Annotated in this window: 19 protein-coding genes and 1 tRNA gene; 8 read left to right on the top strand and 12 right to left on the bottom strand. The window is 63.1% G+C overall.

Annotated features, from left to right (window positions below; all coding sequences use genetic code 11):
• Positions 1-211: 211 nt before the first annotated feature.
• The gene (locus ING15_RS06900) at positions 212-820 is read left to right on the top strand and encodes a DUF922 domain-containing Zn-dependent protease (RefSeq protein WP_206454048.1); all 609 of its coding nucleotides are present in this window, start codon (positions 212-214) and stop codon (positions 818-820) included.
• A gap of 110 nt (positions 821-930) precedes the next feature.
• Here ING15_RS06900 and ING15_RS06895 read toward each other — a convergent pair whose 3' ends face one another.
• The 3 genes from ING15_RS06895 to ING15_RS06885 form a co-directional block, all read right to left on the bottom strand.
• On the bottom strand, positions 931-1962 hold the full coding sequence (locus ING15_RS06895) for an NAD(P)/FAD-dependent oxidoreductase (protein ID WP_206454047.1): 1032 nt from the start codon (positions 1960-1962) through the stop codon (positions 931-933).
• Positions 1963-2011: 49 nt separating this feature from the next.
• The gene (locus tag ING15_RS06890) at positions 2012-2332 is read right to left on the bottom strand and encodes a 2Fe-2S iron-sulfur cluster-binding protein (protein ID WP_206454046.1); all 321 of its coding nucleotides are present in this window, start codon (positions 2330-2332) and stop codon (positions 2012-2014) included.
• 217 nt (positions 2333-2549) lie between these two features.
• Complete coding sequence (locus tag ING15_RS06885) at positions 2550-2933, bottom strand: Hpt domain-containing protein (protein WP_206454045.1); 384 nt, start codon at positions 2931-2933, stop codon at positions 2550-2552.
• 428 nt (positions 2934-3361) lie between these two features.
• Here ING15_RS06885 and ING15_RS06880 point away from each other — a divergent pair, with 428 nt between their 5' ends.
• Both ING15_RS06880 and ING15_RS06875 read left to right on the top strand, forming a co-directional pair.
• Entirely contained in the window at positions 3362-10399 is a 7038-nt protein-coding gene (locus ING15_RS06880) for an apolipoprotein A-IV repeat region-like domain-containing protein (RefSeq protein ID WP_206454044.1), read from the top strand.
• Positions 10400-10602: 203 nt separating this feature from the next.
• Positions 10603-11931, top strand: a complete 1329-nt coding sequence (locus ING15_RS06875) for an amidase family protein (protein WP_206454043.1) — start codon at positions 10603-10605, stop codon at positions 11929-11931.
• On the opposite strand, the gene ING15_RS06870 is transcribed toward ING15_RS06875, so the two are convergent.
• The 3 genes from ING15_RS06870 to ING15_RS06860 form a co-directional block, all read right to left on the bottom strand.
• Positions 11924-13228, bottom strand: a complete 1305-nt coding sequence (locus tag ING15_RS06870; protein ID WP_206454042.1) for a TRAP transporter large permease — start codon at positions 13226-13228, stop codon at positions 11924-11926. The two genes, ING15_RS06875 and ING15_RS06870, sit on opposite strands and share 8 nt — an antisense overlap.
• Positions 13225-13707, bottom strand: a complete 483-nt coding sequence (locus ING15_RS06865) for a TRAP transporter small permease (RefSeq protein WP_206454041.1) — start codon at positions 13705-13707, stop codon at positions 13225-13227. Before ING15_RS06865 ends, ING15_RS06870 begins: the two co-directional genes overlap by 4 nt.
• A gap of 96 nt (positions 13708-13803) precedes the next feature.
• Positions 13804-14814, bottom strand: a complete 1011-nt coding sequence (locus tag ING15_RS06860; RefSeq protein ID WP_206454040.1) for a TRAP transporter substrate-binding protein — start codon at positions 14812-14814, stop codon at positions 13804-13806.
• 376 nt (positions 14815-15190) lie between these two features.
• Between ING15_RS06860 and ING15_RS06855 the strand changes: the two genes are divergently transcribed.
• Both ING15_RS06855 and ING15_RS06850 read left to right on the top strand, forming a co-directional pair.
• Positions 15191-16003, top strand: a complete 813-nt coding sequence (locus ING15_RS06855; RefSeq protein WP_206454039.1) for a beta-phosphoglucomutase family hydrolase — start codon at positions 15191-15193, stop codon at positions 16001-16003.
• A complete protein-coding gene (locus tag ING15_RS06850) occupies positions 15993-18500 on the top strand; it encodes a glycoside hydrolase family 65 protein (protein ID WP_206454038.1) in 2508 nt (835 codons plus the stop codon). The genes ING15_RS06855 and ING15_RS06850 overlap by 11 nt, the downstream gene beginning before the upstream one ends.
• Before the next feature lie 236 nt (positions 18501-18736).
• On the opposite strand, the gene ING15_RS06845 is transcribed toward ING15_RS06850, so the two are convergent.
• Positions 18737-18821 (bottom strand) — tRNA-Leu (locus ING15_RS06845).
• Positions 18822-18979: 158 nt separating this feature from the next.
• Here ING15_RS06845 and lipB point away from each other — a divergent pair.
• On the top strand, positions 18980-19732 hold the full coding sequence (lipB, locus tag ING15_RS06840) for a lipoyl(octanoyl) transferase LipB (protein WP_206454037.1): 753 nt from the start codon (positions 18980-18982) through the stop codon (positions 19730-19732).
• Here the strand turns inward: lipB and ING15_RS06835 are convergent.
• Both ING15_RS06835 and ING15_RS06830 read right to left on the bottom strand, forming a co-directional pair.
• The gene (locus ING15_RS06835; protein WP_206454036.1) at positions 19729-20007 is read right to left on the bottom strand and encodes an acylphosphatase; all 279 of its coding nucleotides are present in this window, start codon (positions 20005-20007) and stop codon (positions 19729-19731) included. The genes lipB and ING15_RS06835 overlap by 4 nt on opposite strands.
• Positions 20004-22019: an acetyl-CoA carboxylase biotin carboxylase subunit gene (locus ING15_RS06830; RefSeq protein WP_206454035.1), complete on the bottom strand. Its 2016-nt coding sequence runs from the start codon at positions 22017-22019 to the stop codon at positions 20004-20006. Before ING15_RS06830 ends, ING15_RS06835 begins: the two co-directional genes overlap by 4 nt.
• 189 nt (positions 22020-22208) lie before the next feature.
• Between ING15_RS06830 and ING15_RS06825 the strand changes: the two genes are divergently transcribed.
• The gene (locus ING15_RS06825) at positions 22209-22565 is read left to right on the top strand and encodes a helix-turn-helix domain-containing protein (protein ID WP_232845611.1); all 357 of its coding nucleotides are present in this window, start codon (positions 22209-22211) and stop codon (positions 22563-22565) included.
• Positions 22566-22584: 19 nt separating this feature from the next.
• Here ING15_RS06825 and ING15_RS06820 read toward each other — a convergent pair whose 3' ends face one another.
• Positions 22585-23538, bottom strand: a complete 954-nt coding sequence (locus tag ING15_RS06820) for a DMT family transporter (RefSeq protein WP_206454034.1) — start codon at positions 23536-23538, stop codon at positions 22585-22587.
• Positions 23539-23617: 79 nt separating this feature from the next.
• Here ING15_RS06820 and ING15_RS06815 point away from each other — a divergent pair, with 79 nt between their 5' ends.
• Positions 23618-24070: a YaiI/YqxD family protein gene (locus tag ING15_RS06815; protein ID WP_206454033.1), complete on the top strand. Its 453-nt coding sequence runs from the start codon at positions 23618-23620 to the stop codon at positions 24068-24070.
• Positions 24071-24076: 6 nt separating this feature from the next.
• Here ING15_RS06815 and ING15_RS06810 read toward each other — a convergent pair whose 3' ends face one another.
• Complete coding sequence (locus tag ING15_RS06810) at positions 24077-24622, bottom strand: isoprenylcysteine carboxyl methyltransferase family protein (RefSeq protein WP_206454032.1); 546 nt, start codon at positions 24620-24622, stop codon at positions 24077-24079.
• Positions 24615-25673, bottom strand: a complete 1059-nt coding sequence (locus ING15_RS06805; protein ID WP_232845610.1) for a type III polyketide synthase — start codon at positions 25671-25673, stop codon at positions 24615-24617. The genes ING15_RS06810 and ING15_RS06805 overlap by 8 nt, the downstream gene beginning before the upstream one ends.
• Between the last annotated feature and the right edge of the window lie 66 nt (positions 25674-25739).

The following is a 25739-nucleotide window of genomic DNA, read 5'->3' as shown; positions in this document are numbered from 1 at the left end:
CGTGTTCCTTATTTGTTCTATATTCTTTTTATGTTCCTTTTTCGAAGGCGTTGTCAAGACTGATTTCGGACGGACGGTTGGCCGGGCGCAGCCGTTCGCACTGGCCTCTCGCAACACGATGAATCATGGCGGCCGATCGGCAGCGCTTGTGTTGTGCCCACGATCGGATAGCGTAGCCGTTACGAACTTCTTGTCGCAAAGGATCTGTGCAATGCGCGCGGGGATGGGATCGATCGTGCTGGGTCTAGCCTGGCTATGGACCGGCGTCGCCATTGCCGGATCGGTTAGTCAGGAAACCAGCTATTTCGCCGTCCGCGGCTCAACGCTCGCCGAATTGGACGAGGACCTCAATCGACAGGGTCCCTATGTCGCTGAAACCGGTCTTCGTCACCCCGGTGCGACCGAGGTGAAATTCGATGGCAAGGTGACATACAAGAAGATTGCCAAAGGTTGTGCCGTCGCCCGCGCCAATTTGGGGCTCACGCTGCACATCACATTACCGAAATGGACACCACCCAAGCGGGTTTCCCCGCAAACGGTGTTAGTCTGGCGGACTCTCGAGGCGGACATCAAACGTCATGAGAACCAGCACGCCGCCATTGCCAAGACATGGCTTAAACGGATGGAAATGGCGGTCCGAAATCTGCGGACAGAACGAACCTGCGCCGAGATGGAAATGCACGTAAACACGGTCACGCAACGTTATCTTGCCGGCCACGAGCGAGCTCAGATCGAGTTCGACACGATCGAAGGTCGCGAAGTCAATTTCCGGCTCCGACGCGCCCTCGATCGTAACCTGCGGGGCGAAGCCGACGGGTAGGATCAAGATCTGCGGTTGCTCGGGGGCCAAGGGCGAGGCAATCCGCGGCCTCGCGACGGTTATCGCTTGTGGGGTCGCGCGAGATCGATAATGGGTTGCCCCGCCCGCACCTATCTCACTCCGCCCACGCCCAGCTTCTTCTGCAGGTCGGTCGATGACGTCGTGTACTGAAACACCACCCGGTCGTCGGGGTGAACGATGCGTTTTGCCGCCTGCGTCATCAGTGCGGCCTCGTGAAAACCGGATAGGATCAGCTTTAGCTTGCCAGCGTACCAGTTGATGTCGCCGATAGCGAAAATGCCGGGCTCGGACGTCTCAAATCTGGCTGTGTCAACGGGAATGAGATTTTCGTGAAGGTTCAGCCCCCAGTTGGCGATCGGTCCGAGCTTCATGGTCAGACCGAAGAACGGCAGCATCCGGTCGGCGATCACCTCGACATTCCCGTCAGGGCCTTTGACAATGGCGCCTTGCATGACGCCGTTGTCGCCGAGAATGCTCGTCACCTGCCCCATCTGGAATGTCACCTTGCCCGCTTCGCGCAACGCCATCATTTTCGCGACGCTGTCGGGCGCCGCGCGAAACTGGTCGCGTCGATGGACGAGGGTGAGGCTTTTCACGATCGGCTGCAGGTTCAACGTCCAATCCAGCGCGGAGTCGCCGCCGCCAACGATGAGGACATCGTGGCCCCGGAACTCTTCCATGCGACGCACCGAGTAGAAGACGCTGGTCCCTTCATAGGCCTCGATGCCTGGCACCGGCGGCCGTTTGGGCAGGAACGAGCCGCCGCCGGCCGCGATGACCACGACCTTGCACTCGAATTCCTCGCCTTCGTCAGTGGTCACCAGGTAACCGCCCCCCTCCAGCCGCTCCAGATTGGTCACCATGCGATTGAAGTGGAAGGTCGGATGAAACGGTTCGATCTGCTGCAGCAGTTTCTCGGTGAGGTCGTGGCCGGAAATTACAGGCCAGGCGGGAATGTCATAGATCGGCTTTTCGGGATATAACTCCGCGCATTGGCCGCCGGGTCGGTCGAGAATGTCGATCAGATGGCACTTAAGATCGTAGAGCCCGAGCTCGAATACGGCAAACAGCGCGACGGGACCCGCCCCGACGATCACGACATCGGTCTTAACGCGTTGCATCGAAACATGTCTCCGTTGGCTTGTCCGCTCGAAGGGACGCGTCCGCTGTTCAGGCCTGGCGCTCCGGCACGGTCAGAACGAGGCCGTCCAGTTCGTCGCCGATCTTGATCTGGCAGGACAGCCGCGAGTTCGGCCGCACATCGTAGGCGAAGTCGAGCATGTCCTCTTCCATCGCCTCGGGTTCGCCGGTCTTTTCCGTCCAGGCTTCGTCCACATAGACGTGGCAGGTCGCGCAGGCGCAGGCGCCGCCGCATTCCGCTTCGATCCCCGGGACACCGTTCTTGATCGCGTTCTCCATTGCCGTCGAGCCGTTTGGCGCATCGACATCGTAACGGGTTCCATCAGGGGCCACGAAGGTGATCTTTGTCATGCCTGCAACGCTCTGCTCTCGGTTTCGGGAGGATAGGATCGAACCCGCAAACTCACGGGGGGTCGAGAAACGCCCGCCAAAGGGCGGCTAACGTCCGGAAGATCGCATCAGCCTTCGAACTGAACGGGCTCCGCCACGATCATGCGTTTGGTTAAAGTTCGGCGCTGGCGAAAGTCAACAGGAGTGCAACAAGACGGCGGTGCGAGGGCGTGTTTCGTCAGCCGAGCAGCGAGCGGACGAACCGGGCCGTCTCCTTCAATTCCGACCGCAGGACGGCCACGGCATCGCCGTCGAGAACCGAGCGCTCGAAGCGTTGGGCCGCGTCGGCAAGCGGAAAGGCCCCGATATTACGGGCCGCCCCCTTGAGCGCATGCGCAATGTATCGCGATTCGTCTTCGGTAGCGAATTCCAAGCGCTCATCGAACAATTTAAGATGCCGCATCAAAAGTCCAAGCACTTCGGCCTCAAGCTTCCGATCGCCCGACGTCTGGCGGGCGAGATGCACCAGATCGATTGGCCGCTGCCCCGAGGGACATCGAGCCGCATCTCCTGCCAATTCGATGGCCGAACCCTCTTCCATCTGCAGTGTGACTGCTGCCATACTCATTCTCCGGAAACGAGAGACCGCGACTCGACCGCCTACGCTGGTCTAACTTTTTTATCGCGGCCTCCAACATCGGAAAATAAGGTGGATACAACCTTAAAACCTTTGAAAGATTCGATGCCTGCAGCGGTCGCGATGATCCGGTTCGGCTGCGGCGCAAGCCCTACGCCCTCGGCCTCCGGCAAAAATCCTGTGCATTTCTCGCCAGATCGTTAACCTTATGTTTAAACTTGTACGTATCGGGCGGTTTTACAGTTTCTTTCAGCGGCTTCGCTAACTAGCATGAAGCATGCGAAACTACCTGTCGGCCCCCTTCGGTCGACCGGCTATACGAGCATGCCGCATCGGTCGGGCGCTCCTGTCTTGCGCCAACGCGGCAACCGTCGTGACGGATCCGAAGTAACGAGTATTGAGGCGCGACAGCGATGTCCAAGACCAAATCTTTCGACCAGCTCACCGACGACGCGGTCAATGAAATCGAAGAGGCGCTTCGTCTCGATTTCGAGGAACAGGACATTTCGGACGATCTGAAGGAGGCCTCAGGTCATCTTGAGGAAAATTCATTCGCCGACGCGACAAAGGTCGAATTTTCGCTCGATGATTTCGAGCGGCAGATCAATGAAACGGCGGGCCGCCTGCGAACGGAAGAGAACGCCGACAACTCCGGTGGAGCAAGGCGTGCATCGGTTTCCGACCTGGTCGGCGGTGCCCGGGCGAAAGCTGCGGTGAGCGCGACTCCCGCCAAGGCTGCTGCAACACCGTCGAAGACCGCCTCCGATTCGAGCGCGAAATCTTCCCGCGAGAGTGGCGCTCACGCGGACCGTCCACAGGCCGGCGAGCCTGCAAGTGCCGGACCGTCCGCGCTTCGGAGCGCGGAAACACCGCGGGCTTATGCCCAGTCCGCCGCCAACGACGAGCAGCGGCGCACGACCGTCATGGCTCAGGCGCTGCTCGACCGACGCGCCTCAAGGGCTCCGATTTGGGTCGCTCTTGCCGTTTCGATCGCATGGATTGGCTTCATCGGCTTCATGGCTTCGGGCCTCTATGGCATCGATCTCGTCGCGCTTTCCGGTGGCCTTGGGAGCCCGGCGCGGCAGCGTGACCTGCTCCTGCTGACGGCCGTCGCCGTTGTTCCGGTTATGTTGATATTCGCCTTCGCCGTGATGATCCGCCGGGCTGCCGACTTGCGCCTTACGAGCCGTTCGCTGGCCGAAGTGGCGCTGCGCCTCGCCGAGCCAGAAACTGTTGCGTCAGAAAGGGTAATGAGCGTCGGTCAGGCGGTTCGTCGCGAGGTTGCCGCTCTCGGCGAGGGCGTCGAGCGTGCCCTCTCGCGCACGTCCGATCTGGAAAATATCATCAGCACTGAGGTCGGCGCTCTTGAGCGGGCCTATGCCGACAACGAAGGTAAGATTCGCACGCTCGTCCAGGATCTTGGAACCGAGCGTGAAGCGATGCTGTCGCACGCCGAACATCTCCGCTCCTCGGTCGTGGGCTCGCATCAGCGGCTCGTCGAGGACGTCGATCAGACGTCGGAGCACATCCTGCAGCGAATCGAAGAGGCATCCCAGCGTTTCACAAGGCTGCTTGACGAGCGGGGCGAGACATTTGCCCGTGAATATGTCGAGCGCAGCGAGAATTTCATCGCCATGTTCGATGAGCGCAGCCGTCTGGCCAGCGAGGGTATCGCCGCTAATAGCGAGGGCTTGATCGCCCGACTGACACAGGCCGGTGACGAGGCGAGCGAACGGCTGAGTGCGACCGGCGAAGAGGTCGGACGCCTGCTGGAAGGCCGGACGGCTGAAATCAAGGACCGGTCATCGGAACTGCTGGAACAGCTTGCTTCTGTCGGCAACGACATCGAGAGCCGCCTCGTCGCGTCGGGCGACGCGGCCACTGGCCTGTTGAAATCACGTGGCGAAACACTCGCCGCCGACAGTGAGAAATTCCTAGCCGACCTCACCAGCCTTCTGGACGACCGGGCGATCGGCATGGCGATGGACGGAGAAACCTTCCTGGCAAGCCTCGATGGCGCGTTCGAGGAGCGGATGCGCGAGATCGGCGAAAAGAACGGACTGTTCCTTACAAATCTCACCGAAAGCGTCGAATCGCGCAGCCGGAAATTGGACGAAGAATCCGGGCGCTTCCTGGAGGTCCTCGATACCAGTCTCGGCGAGCGGACCGAGCGGGCTAGCCAAATTCTCGCCGACGCCAACAGCCGGACCATCGGCGATCTCGACGATCGGATCGCGTCGATCGATCGCACCTTGGCCGATCGAGGGGGGTCGCTGGTCAACGACATCGAACAGCGGGCCAATGCGATCGAGCGTTCAACCGATCGCATCACCGCGGCTTTGGAGACGCGCACCAAAGACTTCGCGGGCGCGCTTTCCGAACGGACGCGCGAGATTGTCGAGGCCTTCCAGTCCGGCCATTCGGATCTTTCGATGAAAGCCAGCGATGCGGTTGCGCTGACACAGATGGCGCTCGAGGCACGGACGAGCGAATTGCGCGCTCTCTTCGATGATCGCCTCGCCGGCTTCGACGGGCTGATGGATGAGCGAACGGGCAAGCTCGCCGGCACGCTCGACGATCGCTTGTTGGCGTTCGATCTGGCCAGTGACAGCCGCGTCGACAATATCGCGCAACGGGCAGATGAGATGGACGCAGCCCTAGAGCGGACGGCCGCTCGCCTCGAGACCTTGCTCGAACAACGCCGGGACGAAATCGAGGCCTCGATCGAACGCGGGGCGGAAGGCGTCCGCGCGGCGCTCGACGGCCGGGCCGGCGCGCTCGAAGAGACGATCGCCTCTCATGGCGAGAATCTCGATGCGTCCTTCGCTTTCGCGCAGCAGAGTCTGCTCGGCAACCTCGAAGAGCGGGGTTCCAGCCTGACCACCGCCATTGAGGAAACCGTTGCTCGCATGGAAGACCTCATCGGCGCGAGTGAGGGAACCCTGGCCAAGGGTCTCGACGAACGCATCAAGGTCATCGCCGGCCTCCTATCCGATCGGGTCGGCCACATCCACGACTCGCTCGCGTCGGAATCGGCCCGTTTCATCGGTGGTCTTGAACAACAGGCCGGACGCCTCATCGCCGATATCGATGAGCGCTCCAGCGCGCTCAACACCGGTCTCCAAGACCGCATGGTGGCTGGTCAGACGCATTTCGACACGTCGAAAGAAGAACTTTTGACCGCGCTCGATACCCGCCATCAAGTTATTCGAACGACGCTTGATGAACGAACAAGCGTGCTGCGATCGGCTTCGCAAGAGAGCCACAGCGCGCTTCTGGCCGCCCTCGACGAACGAATTGCCGGAATTTCCGGCGGCTTCGACGACGCCGTGCGCCGTGTTGCCGACGAGCTTTCCGAACGCGTCCTGTCGCTCAGGACCGTCATCGAGGATTCGCGCCTTGCGATCGTCGGGGACGTCGACAGAAGCACGGAGCGTCTGCGCGGCGAAATGGATCAGCGAACCGAGGACTTCGGAGACCGCATCGCCGTCAGTGCAGGGTCTCAACTCGCCGCGATCGAGAGCGCTCTTGCGACTGTGATCGGGGGTCTCGATGAAAGGACCGCGCAGCTGCAAAATGCCGCCGACGGCGTCGCGACCTCGCTGCGCGACGAACTCGACGGCCGCTTCGAGACCATTCGCTCGGTTATGGCGGAAGGTCGTGAGACGTTGATCGGTGATCTGGACGGACGGACCCGGATCATCACCGACGAAATCGGCGATCGGGTGATGCGCGTCGGCGAAGGGCTGGATGCCCGGACGGCCGCGCTGCGCGGCATCGTCGAGGAGGCGCGCACTATTCTGGTCGATGGTCTCGACGAGCGCATGGCGGCGATTCACGCCATTGTCGACGGCTCGCAGGGATCGCTCCTGTCCGGTCTCGACGAACGCACCGCTCGGATCGGCGAGGAGTTCGATTCCGGCCGCGCCTCGATCGCCGCAGCGATCGAGGATCGCGTCAAAGGGATCAGCGATGCGCTGTTCGATGCCGATCTGCGTCTCGCTTCTGTCCTTGAAGAGCGCCGCGATAGCCTCGCCACGGTCGTTGAGGAAGCCGCCCGATCCGCCGCAGCGACACTCGGAGACCGCGCCGACGACGTCCGCCGTGCCATCGAGCAAAGTGTCGGTGACGTATCCTCGTCCCTGGAGCTTCGGCGTAACGATCTCGTATCGGCTTTGGAAACCGGTTCGACCACTCTCACCGGCGCGCTGGACGAACGGACCGACGCGATCTCCGCCGCGCTCGAGCGGGGTCTCGGCAATGTCGAGCGTACGCTGAACAACCGCGCGTCGATGATCGCGGAATCGTTGCGTCAGACCGTGACGGCGGCGACCACCGCGTTGAATGAGGAAGCCGGTCGTGCCCGTGACAGCCTCGAAGCCGAAGGCAGCAAGATTTCCGCAAGCGTCGCCGGCATCGATCGCTTGTTCCTTGCGTCCGGAGAAGAGGCCCGCATCAAGATCGCCGGCGAAGCCGACCGTCTTGCCGAGCGTCTCGGCGCCCTGGCCGACGATCTGGCGAGCCGCTCGGCCGCGGCCAGCGCCATCCTCGTCGGCGAAGGCGGTCGGATTGCCGAAAATATCGGCGGCGCGGCGGAAGTGATCCGTTCACTGTCGGAGCAATCGCGCACGCGGTTCGCCAGCGAAGCGGACGAACTCGCCAGGACGATCGCCGACCTGTCGGGCCGTCTGCGCGAAGAGGGACAGAGCGTGCGCGAAGACCTTGCGGAACAGCGTCTGGCCCTCGTCGACAGCTTGGCTGGGATCACCACGTCGGTCGAGGGTCAGTTGACCCGCAACGCCGAGAGCTTCGCGGCGCAGATCGGGGAGGCGAGCGAGCGGATTCGCTCGGCGGGCGGCGAAAGCCGCGACCGGTTTGTCACTGACGCCGGTGAAATCGCGAGCCAGGTCGAAAACGCCTCGGCAACGATGCGTGAAATGACCGACGCCGCGACAGTCGCGCTGCGAGAAGACACGGAAGGCTTTGCGCGCCGCCTGTCCGGCGCCTCGTACCAGCTACGCACGGAGACAGACCGTGTTGCGGAAACGCTCGAGGAGCGTTCGCAGCGCTTTGCCGAGGAGCTTGCCGTTGTCTCGGAGCGCCTGTCCGAGATGTTGAGCTCGAACACGCTCAGCAGCGAACTCTCCGGCGCAACCGAGCTGATCCGCAGCGAACTCGCCAATGCATCGCAGTCGATGCGTGACGGCGTCATGAACGTTGCCTCGCAATTGCGCGGCGAGGTCACGGACGCATCGCAAAGCCTGCTTCGCGATGCCGACGGCGCGCGAGAGGAGATGATGGTCAGGGCCAGAGAACTGGCTGACCATCTCGCCTCGATCTCCAGCGCGATCCGGGTCGAGACCGAGCGCGCCCGCGAGCAACTTCTGGAAAGTGCCGGGGCGGTTGGCGAGGATCTGTCGAACAGGATGTCTCAATCAGAGCAGGCCATCGCAATCCGGGCCCAGATGATGGGCGAAGAACTTGATGCCAAAACCCGCGATCTGACGACTCTGTTGAGCGCGCGCACCGCCGATATCTCGCGCATTCTCGACGAAGAGGCCCGGCCGATGTTCGATCGCCTTGGCGAGAACGGATCCGAATTCGCCCAATTGCTCGAACACAGCACCCGCGATGCCTCCGAGCGCCTGCGGGCCGAGAATGCCGCCCTCGTCGCCGCGCTCGGCCGGCGGGCCAGCGAGACGATCGACAGTCTCAATCAATCCTCCAACGAGATCCTCGGCGCTCTCGACGAGAAGACGGCAACTGCGGTCGGCGTCGTCGCCGATATGCGCGATCAACTCCAGCGCGAGGTCGGCTCCCTGATCAGCCGCCTGTCGCAGACAAGCGGTTCGCTACGCGGGCTCGTCGAGGAAACGGCGAACAATCTCGGCGCTATCGACGCAACCTTGCAGGAAACCGGAACGCGCTTCACCCAGGGCGCCGAGCAGGCCTCCAATTCGATCTCGCTGTCCTCACGCCTTCTCGAAAGCAATGTCGAGCGTCTCGACAAGCTGTCAATGACGGCGTTCTCCAAAGTCGCCAGCATCGCCGACCGGTTCCAGGAGCACGGAGCGGTACTTGCCGAGGCCGTGCAACTCATCGACACGAGCGAAGCCACTCTGCGCTCCACCCTGGAAGGTGGCCATGGCGGCATCGAGGAACTCTCAGCGGGGCTGGTAAAGCGCTCCGAGGAAATCGGTGCGCTGATGCGTTCCTTCGAAGAGGTGATGGACGGCCTGTTCGATCGGACCGAACAGCGCTCCCGTCTGATCTCGACGCGACTTTCTTCCGAGGTGGGCGAGACGCTCGGCGAGGCGGATCGCAAGATGCAGGGAGCGGAAGAGAGATCGCGCGCTACGGCCCAGGCCATGCGCGACGCGGTCCAGTCGGTGATCGAGGACGCGAGCCAGCGTTTCGAAGGCGCGACCGATGAAATGCGCCGCACCGCCGCCGAGATACGCCAAGAGCTCGAAGCGGCCCGCAGCGAGATCAAACGCGGTGTCGTCGAATTGCCGGAAGAAACACGCACAAGTACTGAGGCGATGCGGCGGGCGGTCTCCGATCAGATCCGGGCGCTGCGCGATCTTTCCGAAGTCGTCTCGCAATCCGGCCGCGCCTTCGACGTATCGACCCGCGGCACAGCACCCACGCGTCCCGCAGCGGCGGCTCCGCAACGGACCAGCGCTAAGCGCAAGGTGGAACCGCAGGCGACGCAGCCGTCCGCAGATGCCGAGCTGACGGAAGAGCAGGAACGGGAGGTCGAGGAACAGATCGCGGCATCTTTCATGACCGATGGTAATCTGGCGCGGGATCTGCGCGGCTCGAACTTCGATGTGCCAGACCGCACGGGGACCACACCGGCGAAGTCCGTCGAGATGCGTTCCGCCGAATCTCGCCCGAGCGACGCTGTGTCACCAGTGCGTCCGACAGCACAGGCAGACGAGGCAGCAGCTACTCCGGCGGCTGGTGGCCGTTCGGGCGGTTGGGTCTCTGACCTTCTGCGCCGCGCTTCGCGCGAGGAGGAACAGGACGATAAATCCGCGTTGAGCGCGGAGGAACAGCAACCGGCAGCGCGCTCGACGCAGGCGGCCCGCTCGCCGGACTCGGTCATGGACTCCTTGAATTCGTTGTCCGTAGACATCGCACGAGCCATCGACCACAAGGCTTCGGTCGAGCTGTGGGACCGTTATCGCAGCGGCGAACGCAACGTCTTCACACGCCGCCTTTATACGATGAAGGGTCAGCAGACCTTCGACGAGATTCGTCGCAAATATCAGCGCGACACCGAGTTCAAAAAGGCCGTAAACCGCTACCTTTCAGACTTCGAGACCTTGCTCGGCGATATCGCGAAGAAGGATCCGGAGAACAACCTCACAAGGACCTATCTCACGTCGGACACCGGCAAGGTCTACACCATGCTTGCCCACGCTTCGGGCCGGTTCGACAGCTGATCCGAGCCCGTGGGACCTGCGGGAGCGGCCGACTGGACCATGCCGATTGAGCAAATCGGCATGATCCGCTTGTTAAATAGGGTCGCCGGCGATCGACAATCTGTGAAAGCGATCGAGATCGCCTTGGCGTGACGAGGACGAATGCGGGATCGCCGACCTGCGTCTGTCCCTGGTCTGCCGCCGCCAAGAAAAAGGACTCTCCCGTGACAGATATCTCGCCGCTCAAGCGTCTCTCCGGCCGCCTCGTCTTCCGTGCGACCGAGCGAACCGGTGCGGCGATCGATCGGGTCGAAGCCTTGCACGACGAGACGGCCGGACGAATTTTCACCCGCTTCGATGCGGCAAGGGTGATGCGCGCCGCGGAGGCGCTCGATTGCGACCCCGCCGGGCTGCAAGGCCCCCTCGCCGGTCTGACCATCTCGATCAAGGACCTCTTCGATGAGGCTGGCGAGATTACCACGGCGGCGTCAGTCTATCTGGCCGACAGGGCGCCGGCCGAGGCGGATGCAGCCGTCGTGACGCGCCTGAAATCGGCGGGCGCCATCCCCTTCGGCCGAACCACCATGTCGGAATTCGCCTATTCCGGCGTTGGCCTCAATCCACATTTCGGCACCCCCGGCAATAGCCACGACCCGTCGCGGATACCCGGCGGATCGACGTCGGGCGGCGCGCTCAGCGTGGCGCTCGGCCTCGCCGATGTCGCGCTCGGATCGGACACTGGCGGCTCCGTTCGCATTCCCGCCGCGTTCAACGGGCTGACAGGATTCAAACCGACCCAGGCGAAGGTGCCGCTCGACGGCGCCTTCCCTCTGGCGCATTCCTACGACAGCGTTGGCCCCCTCGCGAGAGACATTCGAACCTGTGCTGGTGTCCATGCCGTCCTCAGCGGCGAGACGCCACCGGAATTCGCCAGGCGCAAAACCACGGGCTTGCGAATCGGTGTCATCCGTACCGTGCTCACCGAGGGTCTCGACGCGCAGGTGGCCGCCGACTTCGCCTTCGCTGTCCAGGCTCTGAGTGAAAACGGCGTCGAGCTGGTCGACGTCGACCTGCCCGCGCTCGCAGGGGTCGGAGCGATCAATCGGGTGATCGTCGGCTCGGAAGCGCACCGCGTCCACGTCGATCATCTCGATGCACTGAAGAAGGTCGGCGATCCGCGGGTGCTCAGGCGGATCATGACCGCGATCGATTTCTCACCCGGCGAGGAAGAGCAGGCGCGGGTTGAGCGCTCCGCCGCACAAGCCACCTTCGCCGTTCTCGCCGCGGATTTCGACGCCTTCATCGCCCCGACGGTTCCGATCGTTCCGCCACTGATCGCAGAGGTGGAGGCCGACTACGATCGGCTCAACGCCCTGGTTCTGCGCAATCCGTCGACAGTCAATTTTCTTGACGGTTGCGCCGCAACGATCCCGATGTATGCCGCCGGATCGCTGCCGACGGGTCTGATGGTCTTCGGCCCGGCTGGAGCGGATTGGGATATCCTCGCGATCGCCCAATGTTTCGAGCCTTTCACCCGACGAAAGGTTAGTTGACGAACTGCGGCAACAACAGGCGTGGCAGCCACAGGCTGATGGACGGGAAGACCACGATCAGCACCAGAATGGCCAGCATTGGCAGCAGGATGAATGCGACGTCCCGCATCGCCGCCTTCACCGGAATTTCGCCGATCGAACAGGAAATCAGCAGGCAAAGCCCATAGGGTGGCGTCACGAGGCCAAAAGCCAGACTGATGATGCCGATCATGGCGAAGTGGATCGGGTGCATGCCGACCTCCAGGGTCACCGGGTACAGTACCGTGCCGAGGATAATGATCGCCGGAATGGCATCGATGAAGCAGCCGATGACCAGGAACGCGATCGCGACTGCGAAACCCATCTCCACGATTCCCAGATTCATGACCTGCACATAGCTGACCAGGGCAGCCGGAATCTTGAAATAGGCTAGGGTCCAGCCGAAGGCACTCGCGGTGCCGATGCAGAACAAGGCGATCGCCGCGAACCGGCCGGTGTCGTAAAAGACATAAGCGACCTCGCGCGGACCTAGCGCGCGGTACACGACCAGGCCTAGAACGAGTGCGTAGAGCGCGGCGACGACCGACGCTTCGGTCGGCGTGAACAGCCCACCGACGATGCCACCGACGATAATGACCGGCGTGAGCAGCGCCAGAAGCGCCCCCGCCAGGGCGCTGGCGAACTCTTTGAGCGTCGTGCGGCCGTGCGGTTGCATGCCGTGCCGGCGGGCATAGACATAGACCGCGACCATCATCGCCAGCCCGATCAGGATGCCGGGCAGGATGCCGGCCACGAAGAGACCGCCAATCGACACCGACATCAGACCGCCCCAGATGACCATCAGGATCGACGGCGGGATGATGACGCCCATCACCGAGGAACAGGCGGTGACCGCCACGGAGAAGGACGGGGAGAACCCTTCCTTTTTCATCTGCGGAATCAATAGCGATCCGATTCCCGCCGCGTCGGCGGTCGAACTGCCGGAAATGCCGGCAAAAAACATCGACACGACCACGTTGACGTGACCGAGACCGCCCGGCAAATGGCCGACCATGGCGCGGGACAGCCGGATCAGCCTGTCGGTAATCCCGGCAGCGTTCATCAGATTTGCGGCGAGCAGAAAGAACGGCACGGCCAGAAGGACGAAGGAATTGTAGGAGCGGAACATCTCCTGCAGCACCAGGACTGGTGTCAGGCGAGGCTCGATGAAGAACACCGGGATGCAGGCGAGCGCCAGGGCGAACGCAACGGGCACACGCAGGATGATGAGAAGAAACAGAAGCCCGAACAAAATGCTCGCGACACTGCCCGGCGTCATACTCCGGCACCTTTGACGAGGGCGATTTCCTTGGCGATCTTCTCAGCCACGAAAAGCGTCGTCACCACGCCGGTCAAGGGCCAGGCGACGAAGATCCAATTCATCGGCAAGGCAGCGATTTCCGATTTCTGGTACCAGCCGAACAGCATGAAGTCCCAGCCGTACCAGATGAAGATCAGGGCGACAGCGAGGATCATGAGCTGAACGAAGATGCGCTTGGCCGCCTCGATTCTGGCGTTGGCGGAAACGGGCAGCACTTCGAGGTCGAAATGGGTGCCGTCCCGCACCGCGCACATGGCGCCGACCATGATCATCCAGACGAAGCAGAACCGCGCGATTTCCTCGGTCCAAATGTAGCGGGGCACGATGCCGGTGAAGCGGGAGAGGATTTGCGCCGTCACCGGTATCAGCAGACCGGCGATGAGCAGTCCCAGAGCCAGCCTGAGCACGAGGTGGATGGCGTCGAGGACGCGGGTCATGACTGTCCTGTGGGCTGAACGCCAGCGGGGCGTTGAAGCGATAACATGCCGATGCCGGCGCCGCGTCTGGCGCCGGCAGGTTGAATCAGGTCGCGGTCACTGTACGTCCTGAATGGCCTTCAGGACGTCGCCCGCCCCGAGTTCCTCGGCATACGCCTCCAGCACGGGCTTGGCCGCCTCGAGCATCTTGTCGCGCTCGGTGAATTCATGGGTCTTGATCCAGCCCTTGTCGACCATCGCCTGCAGCTTCTTGGAATCCTCGCCGCTCTCGATGTCGCGCCCGAATTTACCCGCCTCCGCGCCGGACTCGTCAATGCAGCCCTGAAGTTTCTCCGGTAGCCGCTGATAGGTCTTGTTGGAGATGAACAGCGGGCGGATGGTGATCGCATGTTTGGTCAATGCGAGGTCCGGTCCGACCTCGTAGAACTTCATCTGCTCGACGCCAGCCGCTTCGTTTTCGGCCGCGTCGATCACGCCGGTCTGGATGGCGTTGTAGACCTCGTTATAGGCAATGACCGTGGGCGCAGCGCCCAGGGCGTCGAACACGCTGGTCCAGATCGGGGCACCCTGCATGCGGATCGGCAGGTCCTTGAGCTCCGCCATGTTGGTGACCGGCTTGTTGGCGAAAACGTTGCGGGTACCACCGCCGGCATAGCCCAGGAGACGAATGTCGGCCTTTTCAAGGATGTCGTCGGCGATCGGCCTCAGCAAATCCTGCTCGAGCACCTTGTTCCAGTGTTCCTCATCCCGAAACAGGAAGGGCATGTCCATCAACGGCGCCATGTTCGAAAATGTCGAGATATGGGCGGGAGACGCCACGGCGTAGTCGACCGACAAGCCCTGGTTCATATAGGCGACGTAATCCTTCTCCAGGCCCAGTTCGGAATTGAGATGCATCTCGAACTCGACCGGCTCGTCGGTATAGCAGGCCTTCACCAGTTCCTCGAACTTGCGCATGGACTTGGTAAAGGCGTGGTTCTCGTCGAATTGGCTGGCACCGACCAGCTTGATCTGGGCGACGGCCGGGGCCGTGGCACCAAGTGTCGCAAGGCCGATGGCGACGACAAGCGCGGCGGCTGTTCCCTTCAATAGTTTGAAGCTGTTCATTCCTGTCCCTCCCGTTTGACGACACAGGACCAGAAGTCCATTCACCGCCGTTGCTACTGCGGTGCAATATTATTTTACACCGTCCTTTTTTCGATCACTATATGCGAGGGTTTCATAGGGTCAACGCGGATTGTCTCAGCTTTGCGTCCCTCGGCCGCCCCGTCGAACGACCGCCGCCCGGGCTTATCGTATCGACCCGCTCGACCTCCGTCCGGCGGTGTTTGACACAAATCAAGGCACACGCAGGTCGATCGGGCGATATCGCGCCCGATTGGAACGAATGGAGGCTGGCGAAATCGAAATCGCGCGTATCCGCCATCCGGCCGGACGAATTTGGCGACGCGATCAGGCCGGATAGGTCGATGAGGCTGACACGATGAGCAATGCGGGATATGACGATGCGAGCCTGCGGGTCGAGGACTTCGACGCGGCGATCTTCGATCTCGACGGCGTCGTGACGCGGACGGCTCGCGTCCACGCGGCGGCTTGGAAACGCCTGTTCGACGAATATCTGAAGCAGCGGGCCGAGCGAGCGGGAGAACCGTTCCGCCCATTTCTCGATGACGATTACCGGCGTTATGTCGACGGCAAGCCGCGCTATGATGGAGTGAGGAGCTTTCTGCAGTCGCGCGGTATCACGCTTGCCCTCGGCACGCCCACAGATCCACCCGATCGGGAAACCATCTCCGGACTGGGCAACCGAAAGAACCAATTTCTGCAGGAGAGCCTCGAAAAGGACGGTGTCGAGGTGTTCGACAGCACTGTGGCGCTGATCCGGACATTGCGTGGTTACGGCGTCAGAACAGCACTCGTCTCGTCGAGCCGCAATGCCCGCGCCATCCTGGATTCCGCCGATCTCACCACACTTTTCGACGTCTGCGTCGACGGCAGCGACTCGGCGCGCCTCGAATTGAAAGGCAAGCCGCAGCCCGACATCTTCCTCGCCGCGACCGAAGCGCTGGGCGCTCGACGCGAACGGGCTGCGGTGTTTGAGGATGCGATCAGCGGCGTCCAGGCCGGACGCGCCGGCGGCTTCGGCCTGGTTGTCGGGGTCGATCGGGCGGACCAGGCGGCGGCCTTGCGTGAGGCCGGTGCCGACCTGGTCGTAGCCGACCTCGCCGCCTTGCATCTGCTGACCCCCACGCCAGCGGCGGGGCCCGCAACTATGGAGCGACGGGATGGCCGATAGCCGCTGGACGCACGCCTACGAAGGCTTCGAGCCGGCGCAGGAAGGCCTCCGTGAGGCGCTCTGTACGCTTGGCAACGGCTATTTTGCGACCCGCGGTGCGGCGGAAGAGAGCGCAGCCGACGACGTCCACTATCCCGGCACCTATCTTGCCGGCGGCTACAACCGCCTCACAACCGACATCGCCGGCCGCACGGTCGAGAACGAAGATCTCGTCAATCTGCCGAACTGGCTGCCCCTGCGTTTTCGCCCCGAGGACGGCGACTGGATCAATTTGCGGCGCGTCGAGATCCTCGCCTATCGGCAAGAGCTCGATCTGGGCGGCGGCGTACTTGAACGGCAGTTGCGAATCCGCGACGACCATGGCCGCGAGACGTCCCTCCGCAGCCGCAGGCTGGTCCACATGGGACGACCGCATCTGGCCGCGATCGCGGTCACGTTGCGCCCGGAGAACTGGTCGGGCCAGCTTGTCGTGCGAACCGCCCTGGATGGGCGTGTCATCAACGGCGGCGTCGAGCGCTACGGCCAGCTCGCCAGCAAGCACCTCGTGCCGCTTGAGACACAAGTCCTGAACGATGACGGCATCCTGCTCACCGCCGAGACGAGCCAGTCACGCCTGCGGATCGCGGAAGCGGCGCGCACACAGATTTTCGAGGGCGACGTTCCGCTGACCGTCGCGTGCGAGAACCACGAGGAAGAGGGCTATGTCGGACAGGAACTGCGATTCGCGGTCGCGGAAGGAAGATCCGTCACGATCGAGAAGACAGTAGCAGTCTTCACCTCGCGGGATCGGGCGATTTCCGAGCCGCGTCAGGCTGCGATCGAGGCGCTTGAACAAGCAGAGCGCTTCGACCTGCTTCTGGACTCTCACAGGCACGCATGGCGTGCGCTGTGGAACCGCTGCGACATCGCCATCGAGCAGGGCTCGCGCACGCAGATGATCCTGCGGCTGCACATCTTTCATCTTCTGCAGACGGTCTCACCCAAGACGATCGATCTCGATGCCGGCGTGCCGGCGCGCGGCTTGCACGGCGAAGCCTATCGGGGACATATTTTCTGGGACGAACTGTTCATCCTGCCGTATCTGAATTTTCACCTGCCGGAAATTAGTCGGGCGCTCTTGCTCTATCGCTATCGGCGACTGCCCGAAGCTCGCCGGCTTGCGCGGGAGGCGGGTTACAACGGCGCCATGTATCCCTGGCAGAGCGGATCGAGCGGACGCGAGGAAAGCCAGACCCTCCATCTCAACCCGCGTTCCGGGCGCTGGACGCCCGACAATACCTATCTGCAGCGACACGTGAGCGCAGCGGTCGCCTGCAACGTCTGGCGCTACTGGCAGACGACAGGGGATCTTGCGTTCCTGTCCTGGCACGGCGCCGAGATGCTGATCGAAATCGCCCGCTTCTGGGCAAGCACCACGACCTACGACGAAGCCTCCGGCCGCTACCAGATCGGCGGCGTGATGGGGCCGGACGAGTTCCACGACCGCTATCCGTGGCGAGACACGCCCGGACTCGACAACAATGCCTACACCAATGTGATGGCGGTCTGGGTTCTGCGCCGCGCCGCGGAGGTCCTGGATCACGTCGGGATCGAACGCCGTCGCGAACTCGAAAACCTGCTCGGGCTCACGACCGATGAAACCAACCGCTGGGACGACATTGCCCGCAAGATGCGGCTGGTGTTCCTGGAAGACGGGATTATCGCTCAGTTCGAAGGTTACGAGCGACTGGAGGAACTCGACTGGGAGGCCTATCGCGAGAAATATTCCGACATCCACCGGCTCGATCGAATCCTGGAAGCGGAGGGAGATACGGTCAACCGCTACAAGGCCTCGAAGCAGCCGGACGTCCTGATGCTTTTCTACGTATTCTCCTATGATGAACTTCGCGCGTTGATGGTCCCGCTCGGCTATGCGTTCGGGCCGGACGCGATCCAGAAGAACATCGACTACTACCTCCGGCGCACATCGGACGGCTCGACGCTGAGCCGGGTCGTTCAATCCTGGGTTCTTGCCCGTGGCGACCGGAGCCGATCGTGGAATCTCTTCGTGACGGCCCTCGAAAGCGATATTTCCGACATCCAGGGCGGCACGACTGCCGAGGGTATCCATCTCGGTGCGATGGCCGGCACCGTCGACCTCGTCGAGCGCGGCCAGACGGCGCTGGAGTTTCGCGACGACACGCTGTGGATCAGCCCGTGCCTGCCAACGGAGCTGCAACGCTTGCGCCTGAAGCTGCTCTATCACGGCGACTGGCTCTATCTCGATGTAGGCTGCGAAAGATTGAGCGTGTCTGCGCCGCACGGATGGAAAGGCCCGGGAAAAATCGGCGTCCGCAACCAAGTGTATCCCTTCGCAGCAGGTACCGTCCTCGAATTCAACTGCGAGGTCGCGCATGGCGGCTGGCGGCCGGTCTCGCAATCGCCGGATGGGAGCCCGGCAGACGATCGACCCGCGAACGGCGCGGCCGCGCCGGAGAAGGCTGGAAAAGTGGCTTGATGGGAAAGCTCGCTGTCTCGCCGCCGGCGGATTGGGTTCCGGCTCCTGCGTATGGGAGGGTACCGGCGTCCTATGGAACTGGCGCCAAGATTGAGAACCCCCTTCCCGATTCGCTTCGCGATGGAAAGGAACACGGGTCTCAAAATCTCTGCGGATGACCGAGCGCTGGTAACGCCCAGGTCATCGTCGGCTCACGCCAACGAAAGATCCCGATATGGCCATTCAATGAGGAAGGCTGGTGCGGTCGAGAAGACTCGAACTTCCACGGGTTGCCCCACAGCGACCTCAACGCTGCGCGTCTACCAATTCCGCCACGACCGCACGCCGTGTATACCAAGGGCGCGAGGCCGTCGGTGGCGGGCATGTAACAAGACTTACCCTGTCGCACAAGGGCTATTCGGACGATCCCGGTCGGCATTCTCCTCAAGCGCGCGCGGTCATCGCTTTTCGACGGCGTTCGGACCGGCTAGATACCCGCCATGACAGCGACGATCGAGACAGCGACGAGCGGCTCCCGGCTTTCGACTGTGGCCGAGCGCTTCCTGGCGCGCCCCGGTTCGGCGCCGGTGGCGTGGCACATCATCGACGGCCCGACCCCCTACCCCGAGGCGCTGGCGATGATGGAAGCCCGGGTTGCGGAGATCGCGTCTGGCACGGCTCCTGAAACGGTGATCCTCCTGGAGCATCCACCGCTCTATACGGCCGGCACCGGCGCCCGAGCCGAAGACCTCGTCGATTCGACGCGATTCCCCGTGTTCGCTGCGGGCCGCGGCGGCGAATACACCTATCACGGCCCTGGCCAGCGGGTGGCCTATGTGCTGCTGGACCTAAAACGTCGGCGCGAGGATGTGCGCGCCTTCGTGGCAGCGCTGGAGGCCTGGATCATCGCGACGCTCGGCGAATTCCAGATCAAGGGCGAAAGGCGTGAAGATCGCGTCGGGGTCTGGGTGCGACGGCCGGAGCGCCAGATCATGACCGACGGCAGCATCGCCGAAGACAAGATCGCGGCGATCGGCATCCGCGTCCGCCGCTGGGTGACCTTCCACGGCATCTCGCTCAACGTCGACCCGGATCTGGAGCATTTCTCCGGCATTGTGCCCTGCGGCGTTCGCGGCTACGGCGTGACGAGCCTTGCCGATCTCGGCACCCTGGTGCCCATGCAAGAGGTCGACAGCCTGCTACGCCGACAGTTCGAGACCGTGTTCGGCCCGACAGCGGATGCGATCCGTTAAACCGTCGGCTTGACGTCGAAATCGCCACGCGGGTGTTCCTCGGTCGGCGTTCCGTCGATCGCCGACACCGAAGCGCCGGCCGGCCCGGTCCACAGCGCCGCCAGCATGTCGTCGACCACGTCGGACGGTCCCGCCAGGACCGCCTCAACTTCGCCGGACCGGCGGTTGCGCACCCAGCCGGACAGCCCCCGCGTCACGGCTTCACCCTGGCACCATGCGCGGTAGCCGACGCCCTGCACCTGCCCCCGCACCAGACAATGGATCGCGGTAATCATTGGAACTCCATGATCACCGCGTCGACCGCCAGACTATCGCCTGCCGCCGCCTTGAGGCTCGCCACGGTCAGATCGCGCTCGGCTCGCAGGATGTTTTCCATCTTCATCGCCTCGACGATCGCCAGGGTCTCGCCGGCCTTCACCTCCTGCCCCTCCTCCACCGCGATCGACACGACGAGGCCCGGCATCGGACACAGCAGCATCTTCGAGGTGTCCGGCGGCAGCTTCACCGGCATCAGCTTCTCGAGTTCGGCGATCGTCGGCGACATCACCTTGGCCTCGAGCCACAGTCCGTCGAGAAACAGGGTTATCCCGTTCGGCCGCGAACGAATTTGCGCGGTCCGCTTTTCCCCATCGATCGAACCCGACCAGGGGGAGATGCCGGGACGATGATCTGTCGAGACAGTAAAGGTTTGGCCATCGGCGGTCATTCGATAGAGGACGTCGCCGCCCTCCCCGGCCATCGTCCGCACCACGTCGACCGCCAGATAATCCCCATCGACCTTCACCACCCAGGCGGGCGGCAGTGCGCCTGAATGCTCGCGCAGTCGGTCGATATGATGATCGAGCCGCAACTTGCGGGCCATCTCGACCGTCGCGGCGATCAGCGCCGCCATGCGCCTTGTTTCGTCCGACGCCGCCGGCCGCTCGAAGCCGTCCGGGTATTCCTGGTCGATAAAGGCGGTCGAGATTCGCCCCTCGCGCCAGCGCGGGTGGGCCATCAGGGCGGCGAGGAACGGGATGTTGTGCTCGATTCCCTCGATCTCGAACCGGCCGAGCGCGTCGGACATCGCGTCGATCGCGGCCTCGCGCGTGTCAGCGTGGGTGCAGAGCTTGGCGATCATCGGGTCGTAGAACATCGAAATCTCGGAGCCTTCCGTTACGCCGGTGTCGTTGCGCACGGCGGCCTCGCCGAACGGGCCTTCGGCGGGCGGGCGATAGCGCGTGAGCCGGCCGATCGACGGCAGGAAGCCCCGAAACGGGTCCTCGGCGTAGATGCGGCACTCGACCGCCCAGCCCTCGAGCTTGATGGCGTCCTGCCGAAGCCTGAGTGGCTCCCCCGCCGCCACCCGGATCATTTCCTCGACGAGGTCGACGCCGGTGACGAGTTCGGTCACCGGATGCTCGACCTGCAGCCGCGTATTCATCTCCAGGAAGTAGAAGTTCCGATCCTTGTCGACGATGAATTCGACGGTGCCGGCGCTCTGGTAGTCGACGGCCTGGGCCAGCGCCACGGCCTGCTCGCCCATCGCCGCGCGGGTTTTCGCATCGAGGAATGACGACGGCGCCTCCTCGACGACCTTCTGGTTACGCCGCTGGATGGAGCATTCCCGCTCGCCGAGATGAACTGCGTTGCCGTGGGCGTCGGCCAGCACCTGGATCTCGATATGCCGGGGTTCGACGACGAATTTTTCGATGAACACCCGATCGTCGCCGAAGGAGGAGCGCGCCTCTGAGCGGGCGCGATCGAAGCCATCGCGGCATTCCTTCTCGTCGAAGGCGATGCGCATGCCCTTGCCGCCGCCGCCGGCCGAGGCCTTGATCATCACCGGATAGCCGATCTCGGCGGCGATCCTTGTCGCTTCGTCGGCGTCCTCGATGATGCCCAGATGGCCTGGGACGATGTTGACGCCCGCCTTCTGGGCGAACAGCTTCGATTCGATCTTGTCGCCCATGGCGCGGATCGCCTTCGGCTTCGGGCCGATGAAGACGATGCCGTTGTCTTCCAGCAATTCGCAGAAGGCGGCGCGTTCGGACAAGAAGCCATAGCCCGGATGCACCGCCTCGGCGCCCGTCGCCTGACAGGCCTTTAGAATTTTATCGCCGAGGAGATAGCTTTCCGCCGCGGGCGGCGGCCCCAGATGCACCGCCTCATCGGCCATCGCCACATGCACCGCGTCGCGGTCGGCGTCCGAATAGACCGCGACCGTCTTGATGCCCATGGCCTTCGCCGACTTGATGACCCGGCAGGCGATTTCCCCGCGATTGGCGATCAGGATCTTCTTGAACATGGCGGCAGGTACTCCGAAACAGGGCGGCGGTGTCTTCTCGACCGGTCCGTTTTGACCTTTGGGCGGAAATCCTGCAAGCCGACACTCGTCTAAGAAACGAATGTCGCGATCCGATCGCACTTGCCGCGGTCCGTCACGGCCGCGCTAGGCGAGAATCCGGATTTCGGCCGGCGTTAAGAGGAGACAAATTTGACCAAACCGATGACACAGCAGGACGATGACACGATCGGCGGACGGATTGGCCGCAGCCGCGAGGCGCTCGGGATCGACATTGCAGAATTAGCGACCAAGCTCGGTGTCAAGCCGGAGACGATGCGCGGCTGGGAGCGCGACCGCGCCGAACCGCGGGCGAACAAGCTGATCATGCTCGCCGGCATTCTCGGCGTCAGCCCAGCCTGGCTGATCGGCGGCTATGGCGAGGGTGCGGAGGACGTGGATCTCGACGACACCGGCCGCGCCGCCAAGCTCGACCTCTTGCGCTCGCGCCGCGATGTGCTCGACGGTGAAATCACCAGGCTCGAAGCGCTGGCCGCGAAATCCAGCTGATCCATTCGCCGGATTCGCGTCAGCGCACGATCGGCGGCTTCTGCGGATGACGCGCGATGCGCTGCTCGCGAAAATAGATAAACAGCCCGGACCCGACGATGATCGCCATGCCGAGCCATTTCGGGCCGTCGGGCATGTCCGCGAAAATCAGATATCCGAGAAACACGGCCGAGACGATCTCCACGTAGCCGAAGGGTGCGAGCACCGAGGCCGGCGCAAGCTTGTACGCCTGGATGAACATGAGATGGCCGGCCGTGCCGATCAGACCGGCGCCGATCAGGAGCATCCAGGTTGACCCGCGATCCGGCCAGCGGAACGTCAGATCGGCGATTCCCAGCGGATGGCCTATGATCATGGCGATCAACAAAACCAGCACCCCTCCGGCACCGGCGTAAAACAGCATCGCCAGCGGGGTCGATCCCCGCGACGCGCGGCGGGTCAAAATGAGGTAGAGGGCGACGAAGAACGCCGCCGCGACCGGGAGCAGCGAGACGATACCGAACACCGAATAGCTCGGCCGGATGATGATCAGCGCACCGAAGAAGCCGACGACGACGGCAACGATTCGCCGCCAACCGATAGTCTCCTTCAGAAGGAACGCAGCCAGCAGCGTGAGGATCATCGGCTCGATCAGAAACACGGCCGTGGCATCGGCCAACGGCATGAAACGCAGCGCCGCGAAGAAGGCGAGCCCCGCCACGCCCAGACACGCCCCGCGCAGAAGATTGAGCCCGAGACGACGCGTCCTAAGGGCACCCGGGCCGTCGACATACAGCAGAAACGGCAGGATCATCGCAGCTTGCGAGAAGAGCCGGCCCAAAGCCACCTCGCCCGCTGAAATGTCATGCGTGGTGACCAGAATTTTCCCGAAGGCGTCGAGCAACGGAATGATCGCCGAGCCGACGACGAGAATGATGATGCCGCGAACGATCTCGGCGGGCGTATTCTCGAAGGTCTCAGCGAGTGAGGTCATGTCCGTCCATGGCACAATCGCGTTATGGCTGCCACGAGAAATGGAATCGTCTTATGCCTTGGCCTAGAAGGATATCTGAATGACCACAGTCCTGATCGATGCCGATGCCTGCCCGGTCAAGGACGAGGCGATCGAGATCGCCGTCCGGCACGGCGCGGACGCGGTGCTGGTCTCCAATGGTGGTATGCGCCCATCGCGCTATCCCGAGGCCCGGATCATTGTCGTGTCCGAAGGCGCGGACGCAGCCGACGACTGGATTGCCGAAGCCGCCAATCCGGGAGACGTCGTTATCACCGCCGACATTCCGCTGGCCGCGCGGGCTCTTGAAAAAGGCGCCGCCGCTCTCGGCCCGACCGGGCGCGAGTTCACCAGTGAGTCGATCGGCACGGCCTTGTCGATGCGGGCTTTCAAGCAGCATCTGCGCGAAACCGGCGAGAGCAAGGGCTACAACGCCGCCTTCACGACCACCGACCGCTCAAGGTTTCGCCAAACGCTCGATCTGGTGTTGAGGCGCACGGCGGCAAACAACTGAAACGGCTCATAATTTCAGGTTTTTCCGCCCACGCGTGTGCTTCTTGAGCGCGCGCTGTTCCGCCTGGATGCGGATCGCCAGCGCGCCGGCGTTGAGCAACGAGAACAGGATCGCGATTGCATAGAGTTCGAAAATGGCCGGCAGCAGGAAGATTTCCAGCACCACGACGGCATAGTTCGGATGCGCCATGAAGCGATATGGCCCCTTCGTGACGAGCGTCTCGCCGGGCTTGACGATGATGCGCGTGGTCCAACGCCTGCCGATCGAGGCGAGCGTCCAGAACCGCAAGAGCTGCACCAGAGCGAACAGCCCCAGAAGCACGAGGTTGATCGGCTCGCCGAAGGCGGTCAGCCAGATCAGCCCCAGCCAAGCCGCGTGCAATGCGACCAGCAGCGAATATTGCGGCGCCGCCACCTCGAAGGCGCCTTCGCGCAGCAGCCGTTTGGTGTTGCGGCGAGCGATGCTGAGCTCGATGACCCGTTGCAGAGTCACATAGGCGAGAATCGCCGCCGTCGCCCAAACATTCGGGTAGATCTCGACCGACTCAAGCATCGAGCCGCGCGAAACTGCCGGTGAAGCCGGGGCCGAGCGCCGAGATAAGATGCCGTCCGGCAAGCCCGGCTTCCAGCTTGCGCTTCAGGACAAACAGGGCGGTTGGCGCCGACATATTGCCGAAGTCGCGCAATGTCTCGCGCTCGATGTTGAGCGCGCCCTGCGGCAGATCAAACGAGGTTTCGAGCGCCTGGATCACCTTGGTCCCTCCAGGATGAAAGACGAATCCATCGAGATCATCGATCACTTCACTCTGCCGCGCCAGAAAATTCTCGACCGCTGGCCGCATCTTCTTGGTAACGAGGTCCGGGATCGAAGCGGAGAAGATCGCCCCGAAGCCGATCGGGTCGACCTGCCAGCCCATGATGTCGAGCGTGTCCGGCCACAAATGCTCGCCGGTGGCGACGATCCGTGGCCCCTCCGTCTCGTCACAGGTCAGCACTACGCCGGCCGCGCCGTCACCGAACAGGGCGGTGGCGACGATGTTGCTTTTCGTCAGTTCGTCCGAGCGAAAGGCCAGCGTGCAGATCTCCACCGCGACGACGAGCACCTTGGAGCCTGGATCGGCGCGGGCGAGCCGCACGCCGAGCGACAGGCCGGAGACACCGCCGGCGCAGCCGAGCCCGAACACCGGCACGCGGCGGATGTCAGGCCGGAAGCCGAGTGCGCCATGAGCGCGGGCTTCTAGCGACGGCGTGGCGATACCGGTCGACGACACAGTGACGACGGTGTCGATGTTGCGCGTGAGGATGCCGGCGGCGGCGATCGCCTTTTCGGCGACCTCCATGAACAACGCCGTGGCGCCCTCCAGATACGCCTCGGTCCGTTGCCGCCAATCCTGACGCGCGTGGAACCAGTCGAACGGACGCACAGAGTAGCGCATGGCGATGCCGGTGCTCTCGAACACCGGGCGCAGCCGCTCGAAATCGCGAAACCGGCTGCCGAAGGTCTCGGCGGCGTGGGCGACGACCTCGCTCTGCGGCAGCGGATAGGACGGTACAGCGGTGGCGAGACCAGCAATGCGCGGCGAATGTTCAGACAGATGGGTCAAGAGCAATCCGATCCGGATCGAGTGTATTCCCCGCAAACGGCGCGCGGCAGTGTTCGTTGCGCTGGC

This window comes from Aurantimonas marina, from assembly GCF_017183135.1.
GTDB lineage: Bacteria > Pseudomonadota > Alphaproteobacteria > Rhizobiales > Rhizobiaceae > Aurantimonas > Aurantimonas marina.
This window is presented reverse-complemented; position numbering and strand designations above follow the sequence as displayed.